Source organism: Pseudomonas sp. R43(2017) (assembly GCF_002112345.1).
Classification (GTDB): domain Bacteria; phylum Pseudomonadota; class Gammaproteobacteria; order Pseudomonadales; family Pseudomonadaceae; genus Aquipseudomonas; species Aquipseudomonas kribbensis.
On the sequence record NZ_NEHJ01000007.1, the window covers coordinates 173,034 to 190,059 of the forward strand.

A 17,026-nucleotide genomic window follows, 5' to 3' on the forward strand; every position below is an offset into this window, starting at 1 on the left:
GGCGCCATGCAGTTGATTGAACATTCCGACTCGCCGCGCTACATCCGCCTGCACGAGCGGGACAACGTAGTGGTCGTGGTCAATGACCAAGGCGTTCCGGCCGGCACCGCCTTTGCCGATGGCCTGGTGACGGTGGATTTTGTGCCGCAAAGCCACAAGGTCAGCCTCGTGGACATCCCCGAGGGCGGCACGGTGATTCGCTACGGCCAGATCATCGGCTATGCATTGCAGCCGATTCCCCGTGGCAGTTGGGTCAAGGAAGATCAACTGCGCATGCCGACCGCGCCACCGCTGGACAGCCTGCCGCTGTCCACCGAAGTGCCGGATGCCCAGGCGCCGCTGGAGGGCTTCACATTCGAGGGTTATCGCAATGCCGACGGCACCGTCGGCACGCGCAACATCCTCGGGATCACCACCACCGTGCAGTGCGTCACCGGGGTGCTGGATCACGCGGTCAAACGCATCAAGGATGAACTGTTGCCGAAGTACCCCCACGTCGATGACGTGGTGGCGCTGACCCACAGTTACGGTTGCGGCGTGGCCATCACGGCGACCGACGCCTACATCCCGATCCGCACCGTGCGCAATCTGGCGCGCAACCCGAACCTCGGTGGCGAGGCGCTGGTGATCAGTCTGGGTTGCGAGAAGTTGCAGGCCGGGCAGGTGATGCACGAGGACGATGCGTCGGTGGATCTGAGCGAGCCGTGGCTGTATCGCTTGCAGGATTCCAGTCACGGTTTCACCGAGATGATCGAGCAGATCATGGAACTGGCCGAAGTTCGCCTGAAGAAACTCGACCAGCGCCGCCGGGAAACCGTGCCGGCGTCCGAGTTGATCCTCGGCATGCAGTGCGGCGGCAGCGATGCGTTTTCCGGGATCACTGCCAACCCGGCGCTGGGTTATGCCTCGGACTTGCTGCTGCGAGCAGGGGCGACGGTGATGTTTTCCGAAGTCACCGAAGTGCGCGACGCGATTTACCTGCTGACCTCTCGGGCCCAGAGCAAAACCGTTGCCGAGGAACTGGTGCGCGAGATGGACTGGTACGACCGTTACCTGGCCAAGGGCGAGGCGGATCGCAGCGCCAACACCACGCCGGGCAACAAGAAGGGCGGGTTGTCGAACATTGTCGAGAAGTCCTTGGGCTCGATCGTCAAATCCGGCAGCAGCGCGATCAGCGGCGTGCTGGGTCCGGGGGAGCGCTTCAAGCAGAAAGGTTTGATTTTCTGTGCGACGCCGGCGAGTGATTTTGTCTGCGGTACGTTGCAACTGGCGGCGGGGATGAACCTGCATGTGTTCACCACCGGACGCGGCACGCCTTATGGCCTGGCCATGGCGCCGGTGGTGAAGGTGTCGACCCGGACCGAACTGGCGCAGCGCTGGCCGGATCTGATCGACATCGATGCCGGGCGGATTGCTACCGGTCGTGCGAGCATCGAGGAATTGGGTTGGGAGTTATTCCACTACTATCTGGATGTGGCGAGCGGCAAGCAGCAGACGTGGGCCGAGAAGCACAAGCTGCATAACGACATTACGTTGTTCAATCCGGCGCCTATCACCTGAGACTGAGTCGCCTGCATCGCGAGCAAGCTCGCTCCCACAGGAGTCTCCATTGATACACAAATTGTGTAAGCACTGAGGATCAGTGTGGGAGCGCGCTTGCTCGCGATAGCGGCCTACCAGACGCGGGAGAACTTGTGGCTTATCATTAGCCCCCTAACGACGCTCACCTTCAAGGCTCTCCGGCATGCTGGCTATCTTCCTCGAAACCCTGAACATCACCGCGCCGGTGTTTGCCATGCTGTTTCTCGGGGTGTTGCTCAAGCGCATCGACTGGATCAACGACAACTTCATCCACACAGCCTCGTCGCTGGTGTTCAACGTCAGCATGCCGGCGCTGCTGTTTCTCGGCATCCTGCATGCCGACCTGCACGCCGCGCTGCAACCGGCGCTGCTGATCTACTTCGCCGTCGCCACCCTGGCCAGTTTCGCCCTGGCCTGGGGCTGGGCGATTCTCCGCTGCCCGCGCGAGGATCGCGGCATCTACACGCAAGGCGCGTTTCGCGGCAACAACGGGGTGATCGGTCTGGCGCTGGCGGCAAGCATGTATGGTGACTACGGGATTTCCCTCGGAGCGATTCTCGCGGCGCTGGTGATCCTCTTCTACAACACCCTGTCGACCATTGTGCTGGCGGTCTACAGTCCGGTGATCAAGTCCGATCCGTGGAGCATCTGCAAAAGCGTGTTCAGCAATCCGCTGATCATCAGCGTGATTGCGGCGGCGCCGTTTGCCTGGTTCAAGATCGGTCTGCCGGGCTGGCTGGAGACGTCCGGCCAGTACCTGGCGCAAACCACACTGCCACTGGCGCTGATCTGCATTGGTGGGACTTTGTCGCTGGCGGCGCTGCGCAAGAGCGGCAGCATGGCGCTCAGTTCCAGTCTGGTGAAGATGATCGGCCTGCCGGTGTTCGCCACGCTGGGTGCCTGGCTATGGGGCTTTCGCGGGGCGGAGCTGGGGATTCTGTTTCTGTACTTCGGCAGCCCGACGGCGGCCGCCAGTTTTGTCATGGCCCGGGCGGCCCAGGGCAATCATGAACTGGCGGCGGCGATCATCGTGTTGACCACGTTGATGGCGGCGGTGACCACCAACGTCGGGATCTTTCTGTTGCAGTGGGGCGGGTGGATCTGAGGCTGGCTGTTACTCAGGTTTCTGGTAACTGTCGATCACTTCCTGCGCTGCCCGAAACGCATCGATCGCCGCCGGCACTCCGGCATACACCGCGCAATGCAGCAGCGCCTCGCGGATCTCGTCGACCGTGCAGCCATTGTTCAACGCGCCGCGCACGTGGCCCTTCAATTCCTGCGGGCACTTCAACGCGGTCAGCGCGGCGAGGGTGATCAGGCTGCGGGTTTTCAGCGGCAGGCCTTCGCGATTCCACACACCGCCCCAGGCATGTTCGTTGACGAAGTCCTGCAGCGGTTGAGTGAATTCGGTGGCATTGCCCAGGGCGCGGTCGACGAATGCATCGCCCATTACCTGGCGGCGGATTTCGACCCCGGATTTCTTCGATTCGGTCATGGCACATCCCTCTTGTGGTGTTGGCGGCGCCAGGCGCGCACCGACGTGAAAAACAGAAACGTCAGCAGCGTCGGCAGGACATAAAACAGCATCAACCGTTCGAGCTTGCCGGCCAGCGGCATGCCGGTGGTGAACGAAACCACGTGCAGCCCGTATGCCAGGTACAAGCCGAGCAGCAGCAAGCCTTCGGCCCGGGTCACGCGATAGCCGGAATAGAATACCGGCAGGCATAGCGTGGCGACGCCGAGCATCACCGGCAGGTCGAAATCCAGCGCGTTGGGCGACACCGACAGTGGCGTCGGTGCAATCAGTGCCGTGATGCCCAGGACCCCGAGCAGGTTGAACAGGTTGGCGCCGATCACGTTGCCCACGGCAATGTCCCGCTGACCGCGCAATGCGGCGATCAACGAAGTGGCGAGTTCCGGCAGCGAAGTACCGACCGCGACCACGGTCAGGCCGATCACCCGTTCGGAGAATCCGAGATCGGTGGCTACTGCGACAGCGGCACCCAGCAACAAATGTCCGGCGAACACCAGCATGGCGAGACCGGCGACGATCATCAGCAGGCTGGTGAACCAGGGGGCGGGTTGAGTCTGAGGATGATCGGAATGTGGCCGGGCCGAGTGGCGTGACTGGCGCAACAGCAAACCGAGATACAGCCCCAGTGCGGCCAGCAGCAGGATGCCGTCGAAACGGCCGATCTCTTCGTTCCAGGCCAGCACGAACACCAGCAGGCTGGCGCCGATCATCAGCGGGATGTCCAGGCGCACCAGTTGCCGTGAGACGCGCAATGGGATGATCAGCGCCGACAGGCCGAGGGTCACGAGGATGTTGAAAATGCTGCTGCCGATCACGCTGCCGACCGCGATGTCGGAGTTGTGCGTCAGGGTCGCTTGCAGGCTGACCGCCATTTGCGGGGCGCTGCTGCCGAGGGCGACGATGGTCAGACCGATGATCAGCGGCCGTACATGCAGGCGCGCGGCCAGGCGCACGGCGGCGCGCACCATCAGTTCGGCACCGGCGATCAGCAGGAACAATCCGCAGAGCAGTTCGATCACGTTGATCAGCGGTAAATCGGTCAATCCGAAAATGGCGGGCGCTCCATCAGTCGTCGAGGGCCTGCACGCGAACCCGCGCCGTGCCACTGCCAATCATGCCGAGGCGTTCGGCGGCTTCCCGTGACACATCGATGATGCGCCCACGGGTGTGCGGCCCGCGGTCGTTGATACGCACCACGCAGGATTTGTCGTTTTTCAGGTTGGTGACCTTCACCCGCGTGCCGAACGGCAACTGGCGATGGGCGGCGGTCAGGGAATTCTGGTTGAACGCTTCGCCGCTGGCGGTGCGTTTACCGTGGTGTTTGGCTCCGTAATAGGAGGCGACGCCGGTCTGGTCGTAACCGTGCGGGTCGATGACATCGGTGCTGGCGCAACCGGCCAGCAGGGAAAGCAGGGCGCAGCTGATGAATAGACGCTTCATTCAAAGGTTTCCAGAAACCATTGTGGGAGCGAGCTTGCTCGCGATGGCGATCTGACAGTCACTCTTGCTGTGTCTGAAATTGCGCTATCGCGAGCAAGCTCGCTCCCACAGGGATCAGAGCCAGGTTTGAAATCTGGCTCCATTGTGGTCAGCCTTCGAGCTTGCTTTTCAGCAGTTCGTTCACTTGCTGCGGGTTGGCCTTGCCCTTGGAGGCTTTCATGGCCTGACCGACGAAGAAGCCGAACATCTTGCCGCGCTTGGCTTCGTCTGCCGCACGGTATTGCTCGACCTGCTCGGCGTTGGCCGCGAGCATTTCGTCCAGCACCGCCGAAATCGCGCCGGTGTCGGTGACTTGCTTCAGGCCGCGCTTTTCGATGATCTCGTCTGCGCTGCCTTCGCCGTTGGCCATCGCTTCGAACACCACCTTGGCGATCTTGCCGGAGATGGTGTTGTCCTTGATGCGCTGCAGCATGCCGCCCAGTTGCTCGGCGGAAACCGGCGAATCCTCGATGTCCAGGTTCTGTTTGTTGAGCAGGCTGCCCAACTCGACCATCACCCAGTTCGCCGCCAGTTTGGCGTCGCCGCCAATGCTTGCGACTTTCTCGAAGTAGTCCGCCTGCTCACGGCTGGTGGCCAGCACGTTGGCGTCGTAGGCCGACAGACCGAAGGCACTCTGGAAGCGCTCGCGCTTCTGCGGTGGCAGTTCCGGCAGGGTGGCGCGCACGTCATTGAGGAACGAGTCCTCGATGACCACCGGCAGCAGGTCCGGATCGGGGAAGTAACGGTAGTCGTTGGCTTCTTCCTTGCTGCGCATCGGACGGGTTTCGTCCTTGTTCGGATCGTACAGACGCGTCTGCTGGATCACTTTGCCGCCGTCTTCGATCAGGTCGATCTGACGCTGGATCTCGGAGTTGATCGCCTTCTCGATGAAGCGGAACGAGTTGACGTTCTTGATCTCGCAGCGGGTGCCGAACTCGACCTGGCCTTTCGGACGCACCGACACGTTGCAGTCGCAACGCAGCGAGCCTTCGGCCATGTTGCCGTCGCAGATGCCCAGGTAACGCACCAGCGCGTGGATCGCCTTGACGTAGGCCACGGCTTCCTTGGCGCTGCGCATGTCAGGCTCGGAAACGATTTCCAGCAGCGGCGTGCCGGCACGGTTCAGGTCGATGCCGGTGGCGCCGCTGAATTCTTCGTGCAGGCTCTTGCCGGCGTCTTCTTCCAGGTGCGCGCGGGTGATGCCGACGCGTTTGACCGTGCCGTCTTCCAGGGCGATGTCCAGGTGGCCCTTGCCGACGATCGGCAATTCCATCTGGCTGATCTGGTAGCCCTTCGGCAGGTCAGGGTAGAAATAGTTTTTACGGGCGAACACGTTGTGCTGACCGATCTCGGCGTCAATCGCCAGACCGAACATCACCGCCATCCGCACCGCTTCCTGGTTGAGCACCGGCAGCACGCCGGGCATGCCCAGGTCGATCAGGCTGGCCTGGGTGTTCGGCTCGGAACCGAACTGGGTGGAACTACCGGAAAAGATTTTCGACCGGGTGGTGAGCTGGGTGTGAATCTCCAGCCCGATCACGACTTCCCATTGCATGTGTGTCTCCTCAGAAGCCGGTTGGGGTGCGAGTGTGCCAGTCAGTGTTCAACTGATACTGGTGCGCAACATTGAGCAAACGGCCTTCCTGGAAATACGGAGCGAGCAGTTGCACGCCGACCGGCAGACCGTCGACGAAACCGGCCGGCATCGACAGGCCCGGCAGGCCCGCGAGGTTGGCGGTGATGGTGTAGACGTCTTCCAGGTAGGCAGCGACCGGGTCGCTGTTCTTGGCGCCGAGTTTCCAGGCCGGGTTCGGCGTGGTCGGGCCGAGGATGATGTCGACTTCATTAAAGGCAGCCATGAAGTCGTTCTTCACCAGGCGACGGATCTTCTGCGCTTTCAGGTAGTAGGCGTCGTAGTAACCGGCAGACAGCGCGTAGGCACCGACCATGATCCGGCGCTGCACTTCAGGCCCGAAGCCTTCGCCACGGGAGCGCTTGTACAGGTCTTCCAGGTTCTTCGGATCTTCGCAGCGATGGCCGAAGCGCACGCCGTCGAAACGCGACAGGTTGGAAGAGGCTTCTGCCGGGGCGATCACGTAGTACGCAGGAATCGCGTGCTGCATGTTCGGCAGGCTGATTTCCTTGATCACGGCACCGAGCTTCTGCAGCTCTTTAATGCTGTTCTGGATCAGGTCGGCGATGCGCGGGTCGAGACCGGCACCGAAGTATTCCTTCGGCACGCCGATGCGCAGGCCTTGCAGCGAGCCATTCAGACCGGCGGCGTAGTCCGGCACCGGTTCATCGATGCTGGTGGAGTCGTTCGGGTCGAAGCCAGCCATACCTTGCAACAAAATCGCGCAGTCTTCGGCTGTGCGAGCCAATGGGCCGCCCTGATCGAGGCTGGAGGCGTAAGCGATCATGCCCCAGCGCGAAACACGACCGTAGGTCGGTTTCAGGCCGGTGAGGTTGGTGAACGCGGCCGGCTGGCGGATCGAACCGCCGGTGTCGGTGGCCGTAGCGGCCGGCAACAGACGAGCGGCAACCGCCGCCGCCGAACCACCGGACGAACCGCCCGGTACGTGTTCCAGGTTCCACGGGTTTTTCACCGCGCCGTACCAGCTCGACTCGTTGGCCGAACCCATGGCGAATTCGTCCATGTTGGTCTTGCCCAGGGTCACGGTGCCGGCGGCAGCCAGCTTCGAAACCACGGTGGCGTCGTACGGGGCCTTGAAGTTGTCGAGCATCTTCGAGCCGCAGCTGGTGCGGATGCCCTGGGTGCAGAACAGGTCTTTGTGGGCGATCGGCGCGCCGAGCAGGGCGCCGCTCTCACCGTTGGCCCGGCGCACGTCGGCGGCTTTCGCCTGCTCGAGGGCCAGCTCTTCGGTGAGGCTGATGAAGCTGTTGAGCTGCGGATCGAGCTGGGAAATGCGCGCCAGCAGGACCTTGGTCAGCTCTTCGGAGGAAAACTTTTTATCGGCGAGACCGCGGGCGATCTCGGCCAGAGTCATTTGATGCATTGCAGGCTCTTTCCCTTTAGTCGATGACTTTCGGAACCAGATACAGGCCGTTTTCGACCGCTGGTGCGATGGACTGATAAGCCTCGCGGTTATTGCTTTCGGTCACGACGTCGGCGCGCAGGCGCTGACTGGCTTCCAGCGGGTGGGCCAGCGGCTCGATACCGTCGGTATTGACCGCCTGCATTTCGTCGACCAGCCCGAGAATGCTGTTGAGGGCCGAAGTGATGTGTGGAAGATCGGCGTCATTCAGGCCAAGGCTGGCCAGATGAGCGATTTTTTCCACGTCGGAGCGTTCTAGCGCCATCGGGTTTCTCCAGTGGAAAACAGGACGGACGGCGTCCGTGTGTTAGATTGTCGGAACACTACCGCACTTCTACGGTCATAAGGCCGCGATTGTGGGGCTTGGTGCACAGAAAAGCGGCCAATTTAACATATTGGCGCCTTGCCCAAAATCCCTGTCGTTGTTAGAGTTTGCCGCACTTTTTTACCCACGCGTTGCCTAGGGTCCCTTTCCCATGTTCAAGAAACTGCGTGGCATGTTTTCCAGCGATCTTTCCATTGACCTGGGCACTGCCAACACCCTTATTTACGTGCGCGAGCGCGGTATCGTCCTGAATGAGCCATCGGTTGTGGCCATTCGGACACACGGTAACCAGAAAAGTGTCGTTGCTGTCGGCACCGAAGCGAAGCGCATGCTTGGCCGTACGCCGGGCAACATTGCTGCCATTCGTCCGATGAAGGACGGCGTGATCGCCGACTTCAGCGTCTGCGAAAAGATGCTGCAATACTTTATCAACAAGGTTCACGAAAACAGCTTCCTGCAGCCCAGCCCACGTGTGCTGATCTGCGTTCCATGCAAGTCCACCCAGGTTGAGCGTCGCGCCATCCGTGAATCGGCCCTTGGCGCCGGTGCCCGTGAAGTGTTCCTGATCGAAGAGCCGATGGCTGCTGCGATCGGTGCCGGCCTGCCGGTAGAAGAAGCTCGCGGCTCGATGGTCGTGGATATCGGTGGTGGTACCACCGAAATCGCGCTGATCTCCCTGAACGGTGTGGTCTATGCCGAATCCGTACGTGTTGGCGGCGACCGCTTCGACGAAGCGATCATCACCTACGTGCGCCGCAACTACGGCAGCCTGATCGGCGAGTCGACTGCAGAGCGCATCAAGCAGGAAATCGGCACGGCCTATCCGGGCGGCGAAGTTCGCGAAGTCGACGTTCGCGGTCGCAACCTGGCCGAAGGCGTTCCACGCGCATTCACCCTGAACTCCAACGAAGTGCTGGAAGCTCTGCAAGAGTCCCTGGCCACCATCGTTCAGGCCGTGAAAAGCGCCCTGGAGCAATCGCCGCCGGAACTGGCTTCCGACATCGCCGAGCGTGGCCTGGTGCTGACCGGTGGTGGCGCGCTGCTGCGTGACCTCGACAAGTTGCTGGCCCAGGAAACCGGTCTGCCGGTGATCGTTGCCGAAGATCCGCTGACCTGCGTGGCTCGCGGCGGTGGCCGTGCACTGGAAATGATGGACAAGCACACCATGGACCTGCTCTCCAGCGAATAAGTCGCCGGGTGCAATACGTGGGTGAGCGCGCAGGCAGCACTTTGCAGTGCTGCCTGTTGGCGTTTATCTTCTGTCAGTCTTCATCCAGGCCGGTTTGATGCCGTATGAATAAACAGAACATTTGCCTGGGAGGAGCGGCCTATTAAACCGCTTTTCGCCAAGGGCCCCTCACTGGGCGTGCGCTTGTTGGTGCTGGCCGTGCTGTCGGTCGCGCTGATGGTGGTCGATGCCCGTTTCAGCCTGCTCAAGCCTGCCCGCAGCCAGATGTCGCTGGTGCTGATGGACGCTTACTGGATCACTGACCTGCCCGGCAGGCTGTGGGAAGGTGTCGCCAGTCAGTTCGGCAGCCGCACCGAGCTTGTCGCCGAAAACGAAAAACTCAAGACCGAGAACCTGCTGTTGCAGGGCCGCATGCAGAAACTTGCCGCCCTCACCGAGCAGAACGTCCGTCTGCGCGAGTTGCTCAATTCCTCTGCGCTGGTCAATGAAAAGGTCGAAGTGGCCGAGTTGATCGGCATGGACCCCAATCCCTTCACCCATCGCATCATCATCAATAAGGGTGAGCGCGACGGCGTGGTGCTCGGTCAGCCGGTGCTCGATGCGCGCGGCCTGATGGGGCAGGTGGTCGAATTGATGCCGTATACCTCCCGTGTCCTGCTGCTGACCGACTCGACCCACAGTATTCCTGTGCAGGTGAACCGTAACGGTCTGCGGGCGATTGCCAGCGGCACCGGTAACCCTGAGCGTCTGGAGCTGCGCCATGTGGCCGACACCGCCGACGTCAAGGAAGGTGATCTGCTGGTCAGCTCCGGCCTGGGTCAGCGCTTCCCGGCTGGTTACCCGGTGGCGACGGTCAAGGAAGTGATCCACGATTCCGGCCAGCCATTCGCCATTGTCCGCGCCGTGCCGACCGCCGCGCTGAACCGCAGCCGCTACCTGTTGCTGGTGTTCAGCGACAACCGTACGGCTGAAGAACGTGCGAACGATGCCGCGCAGGCTCAGGAAAATCTTGATGCGTTTGGTGGTGGCCCGATCATTCCGGCCACGGTGCCGAAAACGGTGAATACGCCGGCTCAGGCTCCTGCTGCGTCGGGCACGCCCGCCGCTGCACCTGCTGCAGCTACGCCGGCCAAACCCGCCGCGAGCAAACCGCCAGCGAAACCACCCGCAGCGACGCCGGCCGCCAGCAAGCCGCCGGCCACTCAGCCAGCCAGTGCACGGCCGGCCGCCAAACCGCCTGTCACTGCGCCGGCCACCACTGGGGGACGAGAATAATGGTCGGTGTCAAAGCCTCCCGAAACGGCTGGATCGTCTGGCTGACGTTTCTGATCGGCATGCTGCTCAGCGTGTCGCCATTGCCGCAATTCATGGAAATCCTGCGCCCGCTGTGGCTGGCCCTGCTCCTGGCATTCTGGGCATTGGCCCTGCCGCAAAAGGTCGGCATGGTCACCGCGTTTTGCCTCGGGCTCGCTGAAGACGTGCTGTACGGCACGCTGCTGGGACAGAACGCGTTGATCCTGACGTTGATCACCTTCCTGGTGCTGTCGTTGCAGCAACGCCTGCGGATGTTCCCGATGTGGCAGCAGTGCCTGGTGATCCTGGTGATCTTCGGCCTCGCGCAGCTTGTGCAATTGTGGCTCAGCGCCCTGACCGGCAACCGTCAGCCGACCCTGGCGCTGGTTTTGCCGGCACTGGTCAGCGCCTTGCTCTGGCCGTGGGTCAGCTTCGCTTTGCGTGGATTGCGCCGGCGCTACAAAATCAACTGATTCGGTCAGGCATGGGCCCCCACCGGTGCCATGAGGCAGGGCACTCAACAGGGAGATGTTTGGATGAAGCCGCTTTACCTCGCCTCCGGATCGCCGCGTCGGCGTGAATTGCTCACGCAGATCGGCGTTCCGTTCACCGCCATCAGTGCGGATATCGATGAAACCCCTTTCGCCAATGAATCCCCATCGGCCTATGTCGAGCGCCTGGCGCGCGGCAAGGCCGAGGCCGGGCAGCGCTCTGTCGTCAGCGATAAACCGTTTTGCGTGTTGGGCGCCGATACCGCTGTGGTGCTGGACGGCAAAATTCTCGGCAAACCGGTGGACGAAGCCGACGCATGCGCCATGCTGATGATGTTGTCCGGCAAGGAGCACGAAGTGCTGACTGCGATCGCCGTGCTTGACGGTGAGCGCTGCGAGTCGCAAGTGGTGCGCAGTCTGGTACGGTTCCGGGCGATCAGCCGCGAAGAAGCTGCCGCCTACTGGGCCAGCGGCGAGCCTCGGGACAAGGCCGGCGGTTACGGCATTCAGGGACTGGGCGCGGTGTTTGTCGCCGGTCTCAACGGCAGCTATTCAGCTGTGGTCGGTTTGCCGGTGTGCGAAAGCGCAGAACTGCTCGGCCATTTCGGCATACCCTGTTGGCAAAACCTGAGTGCGCAGTAAGCGTCGAACGGAACAAGATGCGGCCATTATCGTGAACATGCCTGAACGAGACCCTGCCATGAGTGAAGAGATTCTGATCAACATCACGCCGATGGAATCGCGCGTGGCGGTGGTCGAAAACGGTGTGCTGCAAGAAGTGCACGTCGAGCGCACGCAAAAACGCGGGATCGTCGGCAACATCTATAAAGGCAAGGTCGTGCGGGTACTGCCGGGCATGCAGGCGGCCTTCGTCGACATCGGCCTGGACCGTGCGGCATTCATCCACGCTTCGGAAATTTCCCTGCGCGAAGGCCCGGCCGTGGAAAGCATCAGCGCGCTGGTGCATGAAGGCCAGAGCCTGGTGGTGCAAGTCACCAAGGACCCGATCGGCTCCAAAGGGGCGCGGCTGACCACTCAGCTGTCGATCCCTTCGCGTTATCTGGTGTACATGCCGCGCACCGCCCACGTCGGCATTTCCCTGAAGATCGAAGACGAAGCCGAGCGCGAACGCCTCAAGCAGGTGGTCAGCGATTGCGTGGCCAAAGAAGGCATCAAGGAGGCCGGCGGCTTCATTCTGCGCACCGCCGCCGAAGGCGCCGGGGCCGATGAAATCCTGATGGACATCCGCTACCTGCGACGCCTGTGGGATCAGATCAACGAACAGATCAAGACCATCGGCGCGCCCAGTGTGATCTACGAAGACCTCGGTCTGGCCCTGCGTACATTGCGTGATCTGGTCAGCCCGAAAATCGAGAAGATCCGCATCGACTCCCGGGAAACCTTCCAGAAAACCACGCAGTTCGTCGCCGAACTGATGCCCGAAATCGCCGATCGTCTGGAACACTACCCGGGTGAACGGCCGATTTTCGACCTGTACGGCGTCGAAGACGAAATCCAGAAAGCCCTCGAACGCAAGGTGCCGCTGAAGTCCGGCGGTTATCTGGTGGTGGATCCGGCAGAAGCCATGACTACCATCGACGTCAACACCGGGGCGTTCGTCGGGCATCGCAACCTCGAAGAAACCATCTTCAAGACCAACCTCGAAGCCGCCACCGCGATTGCCCGGCAGATGCGCCTGCGCAATCTGGGCGGGATCATCATCATCGACTTCATCGACATGGAAGATGAAGAGCACCAGCGTCAGGTTCTGCGAACCCTGGAAAAACAGCTGGAGCGCGATCACGCCAAGACCAACATCATCGGCATCACCGAGCTGGGTCTGGTGCAGATGACCCGCAAACGGACTCGCGAAAGCCTGGAGCAGGTGCTGTGCGAGCCTTGCAGCAGTTGTCAGGGGCGCGGCAAGCTGAAGACGCCGGAAACCATTTGCTACGAGATTTTCCGCGAGATCCTGCGTGAAGCCCGGGCCTATCAGGCCGAGGGTTATCGCGTATTGGCGAACCAGAAAGTCGTCGACCGGCTGCTCGATGAAGAGTCCGGTAACGTTGCCGAGCTTGAAGGGTTTATCGGGCGCACCATACGCTTCCAGGTGGAAACCATGTATTCCCAGGAACAATATGACGTGGTGCTGCTCTGATCCCCTGCGTCACCTTTTTCCTGAAACGGCTGGCCTCAGCTTTTTGCAGTATTTTTGCCATGGGAGCCAACTGACATGGAACGTCTGACACGCATTTTGGCTGCACTGACTCGCTGGGGTCTGGGCCTGTGCGCGTTGGTTCTGGTGTTGATGGCGTTGTACGTCAGCCTCGGCCGGGAACTCACGCCACTGGTGGCCGAATATCGCGCCGACATTGAAGACAAGGCCAGCGCGGCCTTGGGCATGCCGTTGCAGATCGGTGAGCTGGAAGGCAACTGGAGCGGCTTCGCGCCGATCCTGCTGGCTCACGACGTGATGGTCGGCGACGGCGCCAATGCCTTGCGTCTGGATCGGGTGCGTGCCGTGCCGGATCTTTGGGCCAGTCTACTGGCTCGTGAAGTGCGTATCGCGCATCTTGAACTCAATGGTCTGAAGATCAGCCTCAAGGAGGGTGAAGACGGCCAATGGGCACTCGAAGGCTTGCCGGTGCAGAAGGATCAGCCCATGGATCCCGAGCAACTGTTCAGCCGCATGCAAATGGTCCAGCAATTGTCGGTGCTCGACAGTCAGGTGACGTTGCAGCCGCTGGAACAGGCGCCGCTGACCCTTACCTATGTCGGGCTCAACCTCAAGACCGGCCTCAATCGCCAGCGCCTCGACGCGCGGTTGACCTTGCCCGACGGACAACCCGTTGCACTGAGCCTGCGCACGCGGATTCGTGCGAGCCAGTTGCAGGACAGCGCGGTCGAAGGCTATGTCAGCCTGCCGCAAAGCGACTGGGCGAAATGGTTGCCCGAGCGCCTGACCCAGCAATGGAATTTCTCCGAGATCAAGGCCGGCGGCGAGCTGTGGGTCAACTGGAGCGAGGGCGCGCTGCAAAGCGCCGCCATCCGCCTCAACGCTCCGCAACTCAACGGTGCCTACGGCGAGCGCAAGCCGATCCGGATCAACAACCTGGCTCTCAACGGTTACTTCCAGCGCAGTGCCGAGGGCGCGACCGTCACCCTCGATTCGCTGGCGATGAATTTTGGCGAAACCCGTTGGGAGTCACATGTCCAGGTCAAGCAGACCGCCGCCACCGACAAGGTCGACGAGCTCTGGCACCTGCAGGCCGATCGCCTCGATCTGACGCCGATCACGCCGTTACTCAATGCACTGGGCCCGCTGCCACAAGGCTTTGCCACCGTGGTCGAGCATTTGAAAGTGACCGGTGGCTTGCGCAACGTACTGCTGGATTTCCGCCCGAACGCCACCGACGACAGCAAATTCAGTTTCGCCGCCAACCTCGATCAGGTCGGTTTCGACGCCTATCACGGCGCGCCGGCTGCACGAAATGTCAGCGGCAGCCTGACCGGCAACCTCGGCGGCGGTGAGCTGCGCATGGACAGCAAGGACTTCGTCCTGCACCTCGATCCGATCTTCGCCAAACCCTGGCAATACATTCAGGCCAACGCCCGGTTGACCTGGAAGCTCGATAAAGAAGGCTTCACTCTGATCGCGCCGTACCTGAAGGTGCTCGGCGAAGAGGGCAAGATTGCCGGCGACTTCCTGATCCGCCTGCATTTCGACCACAACCAGGAAGACTACATGGACCTGCGGGTCGGCCTGGTGGATGGCGACGGTCGCTACACCGCCAAATACCTGCCGGAAGTCCTGAGCCCGGCCCTCGACGAATGGCTGCGCACGGCGATTCTCAAAGGCGCAGTGGATCAAGGGTTCTTCCAGTACCAGGGCTCACTGAACAAAGGCGCCGCAGATGCGGATCGCAGCATCAGCCTGTTCTTCAAGGTGCACGACGCCGAACTGGCGTTCCAGCCAGGCTGGCCGCATGTGAGCAAGGTCAGCGGCGATGTGTTCATCGAGGACAGCGGTGTACGGATTGTCGCCAGCAAGGGGCAGTTGCTCGACACCCAGGTCAGCGACGTCTTCGTCAATATTCCCCATGTGCCGAGTGGCGAGCACAGCCATATGTTCCTCGACGGCGCATTTGCCGGCGGCCTGGGCGACGGCTTGAAAATTCTCCAGGAAGCGCCGATCGGCACCGCCGACACCTTCGCCGGCTGGGAAGGTGAGGGGGATCTGCAAGGCAAACTCAAACTGGATGTGCCGTTGGCCAAGGGCGATCAACCGAAGATCCTCGTGGACTTCAAGACCGCCAATGCGCGATTGAAGCTGGCCGAGCCCAAGCTGGAATTGAGCCAGCTCAAGGGGGATTTCCGTTTTGACAGCGCCAAGGGTTTGAGCGGGCAGAACATCAGCGCCCGGGCCTTCGACAAACCGGTCACTGCGCAGATATTTGCAGACGGCGGCCCCGGCAAGCTCAAGACTCGGGTGGCGGCGTCGGGGCAGGTCGAAGTCAAGAAACTCACTGACTGGCTCGGCGTGACTCAGCCATTGCCAGTGTCCGGGACGATTCCTTACCAGTTGCAAGTGAATCTGGACGGTGCCGACAGTCAATTGATGGTCAGCTCCAGTATGAAGGGCGTGGCGGTGGATCTGCCTGCGCCGTTCGGCATGGCCGCCGATGTCGGGCGTGACACGGTGTTCCGCATGACCCTGCAAGGGCAGGAGCGGCGTTACTGGGTCAATTACGATCAACTGGCCAACTTTACGTTCGCCGCGCCGCCGAGCAATTTCGCCGATGGTCGTGGCGAGTTGTTCCTCGGCGCTGGCGAAGCGGTATTGCCGGGCAACAAAGGCTTGCGCATACGCGGTGTGTTGTCGGAGCTGGATGTCAAACCCTGGCAGGATCTGGTGGACAAGTACGCCGGTCAGGATCCGGGCGGCAGCGCCAAGCAATTGCTCAGCAGCGCGGACTTCAAGGTCGGCAAACTGACGGCCTTCGGCACTACGCTGGATCAGGCAGCGGTGCAACTGGATCGCAAGCCCGGCGCCTGGGCCCTGGCCCTCGACAGTCAGCAGGCCAAAGGCACCGCAGCCATTCCAGACGCCAAGGCCGCGCCGATTGTGGTGAACCTGCAATATGTGCGTCTGCCGGCGCCGGACCCGACGGTGCAGGCCGACGAGAACGCACCTGACCCACTGGCCTCGGTCGATCCGACCAAAATCCCGGCGCTCGATATCACGATCAATCAGCTGTTCCAGGGCCAGGATCTGGTCGGTGGCTGGTCGCTGAAAGTCCGGCCGACGGCCAAAGGTATCGCCCTGAACAATCTGGACATGGGCCTCAAAGGCATTCTGTTGCAGGGCAGCGGTGGCTGGGAGGGGACGCCCGGTGCCACCAGCAGTTGGTACAAGGGCCGGATCGGCGGCAAGAATCTCGCCGATGTGCTCAAGGGCTGGGGCTTTGCGCCGAGCGTGACCAGCGAAGAATTCCATATGGATGTCGATGGCCGCTGGCCGGGCTCGCCGGCATGGCTGGCGACCAAGCGCTTCTCCGGCACGCTCGATGCGTCGCTGAACAAGGGCCAGTTCGTCGAGGTCGAGGGCGGCGCCCAGGCGCTGCGGGTGTTCGGTCTGCTCAACTTCAACTCCATCGGCCGCCGCCTGCGCCTCGACTTCTCCGACCTGTTCGGCAAAGGCTTGAGCTATGACCGGGTCAAGGGATTGCTGGTGGCGAACAACGGCGTGTATGTGACGCAGGAGCCGATCAAACTGACCGGGCCGTCGAGCAATATTGAACTGAACGGCACGCTGGATCTGGTCGGCGATCAGGTCGACGCCAAATTGCTGGTGACCCTGCCGGTGACCAACAATTTGCCGATCGCCGCGTTGATCGTCGGTGCACCGGCGGTCGGAGGCGCACTGTTCCTGATCGACAAACTGATCGGTGACCGCGTGGCGCGGTTCGCCAGCGTCAAATACACCGTAAAAGGCCCGTGGAAAGAGCCGAAAATCACCTTCGACAAGCCTTTTTGATCAGCCAGGCCGCAAACCGATGGAGTAGCATGGCTGCCTAC

The 17,026-nt window shown here is 61.7% G+C and carries 14 protein-coding genes; 8 read left to right on the forward strand and 6 right to left on the reverse strand.

What is annotated here, in order from left to right:
• The first annotated feature begins 6 nt into the window (after positions 1–6).
• The gene (gene garD / locus CAG02_RS20445) at positions 7–1,560 is read left to right on the forward strand and encodes a galactarate dehydratase (RefSeq protein ID WP_085711803.1); all 1,554 of its coding nucleotides are present in this window, start codon (positions 7–9) and stop codon (positions 1,558–1,560) included.
• Positions 1,561–1,744: 184 nt separating this feature from the next.
• Positions 1,745–2,686, forward strand: a complete 942-nt coding sequence (locus tag CAG02_RS20450; protein WP_085711802.1) for an AEC family transporter — start codon at positions 1,745–1,747, stop codon at positions 2,684–2,686.
• 9 nt (positions 2,687–2,695) lie between these two features.
• Here the strand turns inward: CAG02_RS20450 and CAG02_RS20455 are convergent, their stop codons facing one another.
• The 6 genes from CAG02_RS20455 to gatC form a co-directional block, all read right to left on the reverse strand.
• Positions 2,696–3,076: a carboxymuconolactone decarboxylase family protein gene (locus CAG02_RS20455; protein WP_085685699.1), complete on the reverse strand. Its 381-nt coding sequence runs from the start codon at positions 3,074–3,076 to the stop codon at positions 2,696–2,698.
• On the reverse strand, positions 3,073–4,134 hold the full coding sequence (locus tag CAG02_RS20460) for a calcium/sodium antiporter (protein ID WP_085711878.1): 1,062 nt from the start codon (positions 4,132–4,134) through the stop codon (positions 3,073–3,075). Before CAG02_RS20460 ends, CAG02_RS20455 begins: the two co-directional genes overlap by 4 nt.
• 46 nt (positions 4,135–4,180) lie before the next feature.
• Positions 4,181–4,555 carry a septal ring lytic transglycosylase RlpA family protein gene (locus CAG02_RS20465; protein WP_085711801.1) on the reverse strand — a complete coding sequence of 125 codons (375 nt, stop codon included), beginning with the start codon at positions 4,553–4,555 and terminating at the stop codon, positions 4,181–4,183.
• A gap of 148 nt (positions 4,556–4,703) precedes the next feature.
• Positions 4,704–6,149 carry an Asp-tRNA(Asn)/Glu-tRNA(Gln) amidotransferase subunit GatB gene (gene gatB, locus CAG02_RS20470; protein WP_039769265.1) on the reverse strand — a complete coding sequence of 482 codons (1,446 nt, stop codon included), beginning with the start codon at positions 6,147–6,149 and terminating at the stop codon, positions 4,704–4,706.
• Positions 6,150–6,159: 10 nt separating this feature from the next.
• Positions 6,160–7,611, reverse strand: a complete 1,452-nt coding sequence (gene gatA, locus CAG02_RS20475) for an Asp-tRNA(Asn)/Glu-tRNA(Gln) amidotransferase subunit GatA (protein ID WP_085711800.1) — start codon at positions 7,609–7,611, stop codon at positions 6,160–6,162.
• A 16-nt stretch (positions 7,612–7,627) separates the two neighbouring features.
• Positions 7,628–7,915 carry an Asp-tRNA(Asn)/Glu-tRNA(Gln) amidotransferase subunit GatC gene (gene gatC / locus CAG02_RS20480; RefSeq protein ID WP_007953612.1) on the reverse strand — a complete coding sequence of 96 codons (288 nt, stop codon included), beginning with the start codon at positions 7,913–7,915 and terminating at the stop codon, positions 7,628–7,630.
• Positions 7,916–8,126: 211 nt separating this feature from the next.
• Here gatC and mreB point away from each other — a divergent pair, with 211 nt between their 5' ends.
• From mreB to CAG02_RS20510, 6 genes are all read left to right on the forward strand, one after another.
• Positions 8,127–9,164 (forward strand): rod shape-determining protein MreB, encoded by a 1,038-nt coding sequence (mreB, locus tag CAG02_RS20485; RefSeq protein ID WP_002555108.1) that lies wholly within the window; start codon positions 8,127–8,129, stop codon positions 9,162–9,164.
• Positions 9,165–9,305: 141 nt separating this feature from the next.
• On the forward strand, positions 9,306–10,439 hold the full coding sequence (mreC, locus tag CAG02_RS20490) for a rod shape-determining protein MreC (protein WP_085711799.1): 1,134 nt from the start codon (positions 9,306–9,308) through the stop codon (positions 10,437–10,439).
• A complete protein-coding gene (gene mreD / locus CAG02_RS20495; RefSeq protein ID WP_085711798.1) occupies positions 10,439–10,930 on the forward strand; it encodes a rod shape-determining protein MreD in 492 nt (163 codons plus the stop codon). The genes mreC and mreD overlap by 1 nt, the downstream gene beginning before the upstream one ends.
• Positions 10,931–10,993: 63 nt before the next feature.
• Positions 10,994–11,590: a nucleoside triphosphate pyrophosphatase gene (locus CAG02_RS20500; protein WP_085711797.1), complete on the forward strand. Its 597-nt coding sequence runs from the start codon at positions 10,994–10,996 to the stop codon at positions 11,588–11,590.
• Between the two features lie 58 nt (positions 11,591–11,648).
• Positions 11,649–13,106, forward strand: coding sequence for a ribonuclease G (gene rng / locus CAG02_RS20505; protein ID WP_065260839.1), 1,458 nt, complete (start codon positions 11,649–11,651; stop codon positions 13,104–13,106).
• 75 nt (positions 13,107–13,181) lie between these two features.
• The gene (locus tag CAG02_RS20510) at positions 13,182–16,985 is read left to right on the forward strand and encodes a YhdP family protein (protein ID WP_085711796.1); all 3,804 of its coding nucleotides are present in this window, start codon (positions 13,182–13,184) and stop codon (positions 16,983–16,985) included.
• The last annotated feature ends 41 nt before the right edge of the window (positions 16,986–17,026 follow it).

Coding starts and splice junctions, on each gene's coding strand:
- gatB (WP_039769265.1), bottom strand. CDS start 6,149: ATGCAATGGGAAGTCGTGATCGGGCTGGAGATTCACACCCAGCTCACC.
- CAG02_RS20500 (WP_085711797.1), top strand. CDS start 10,994: ATGAAGCCGCTTTACCTCGCCTCCGGATCGCCGCGTCGGCGTGAATTG.
- CAG02_RS20465 (WP_085711801.1), bottom strand. CDS start 4,555: ATGAAGCGTCTATTCATCAGCTGCGCCCTGCTTTCCCTGCTGGCCGGT.
- mreB (WP_002555108.1), top strand. CDS start 8,127: ATGTTCAAGAAACTGCGTGGCATGTTTTCCAGCGATCTTTCCATTGAC.
- mreD (WP_085711798.1), top strand. CDS start 10,439: ATGGTCGGTGTCAAAGCCTCCCGAAACGGCTGGATCGTCTGGCTGACG.
- gatC (WP_007953612.1), bottom strand. CDS start 7,915: ATGGCGCTAGAACGCTCCGACGTGGAAAAAATCGCTCATCTGGCCAGC.
- gatA (WP_085711800.1), bottom strand. CDS start 7,611: ATGCATCAAATGACTCTGGCCGAGATCGCCCGCGGTCTCGCCGATAAA.
- CAG02_RS20510 (WP_085711796.1), top strand. CDS start 13,182: ATGGAACGTCTGACACGCATTTTGGCTGCACTGACTCGCTGGGGTCTG.
- garD (WP_085711803.1), top strand. CDS start 7: ATGCAGTTGATTGAACATTCCGACTCGCCGCGCTACATCCGCCTGCAC.
- rng (WP_065260839.1), top strand. CDS start 11,649: ATGAGTGAAGAGATTCTGATCAACATCACGCCGATGGAATCGCGCGTG.
- CAG02_RS20450 (WP_085711802.1), top strand. CDS start 1,745: ATGCTGGCTATCTTCCTCGAAACCCTGAACATCACCGCGCCGGTGTTT.
- CAG02_RS20455 (WP_085685699.1), bottom strand. CDS start 3,076: ATGACCGAATCGAAGAAATCCGGGGTCGAAATCCGCCGCCAGGTAATG.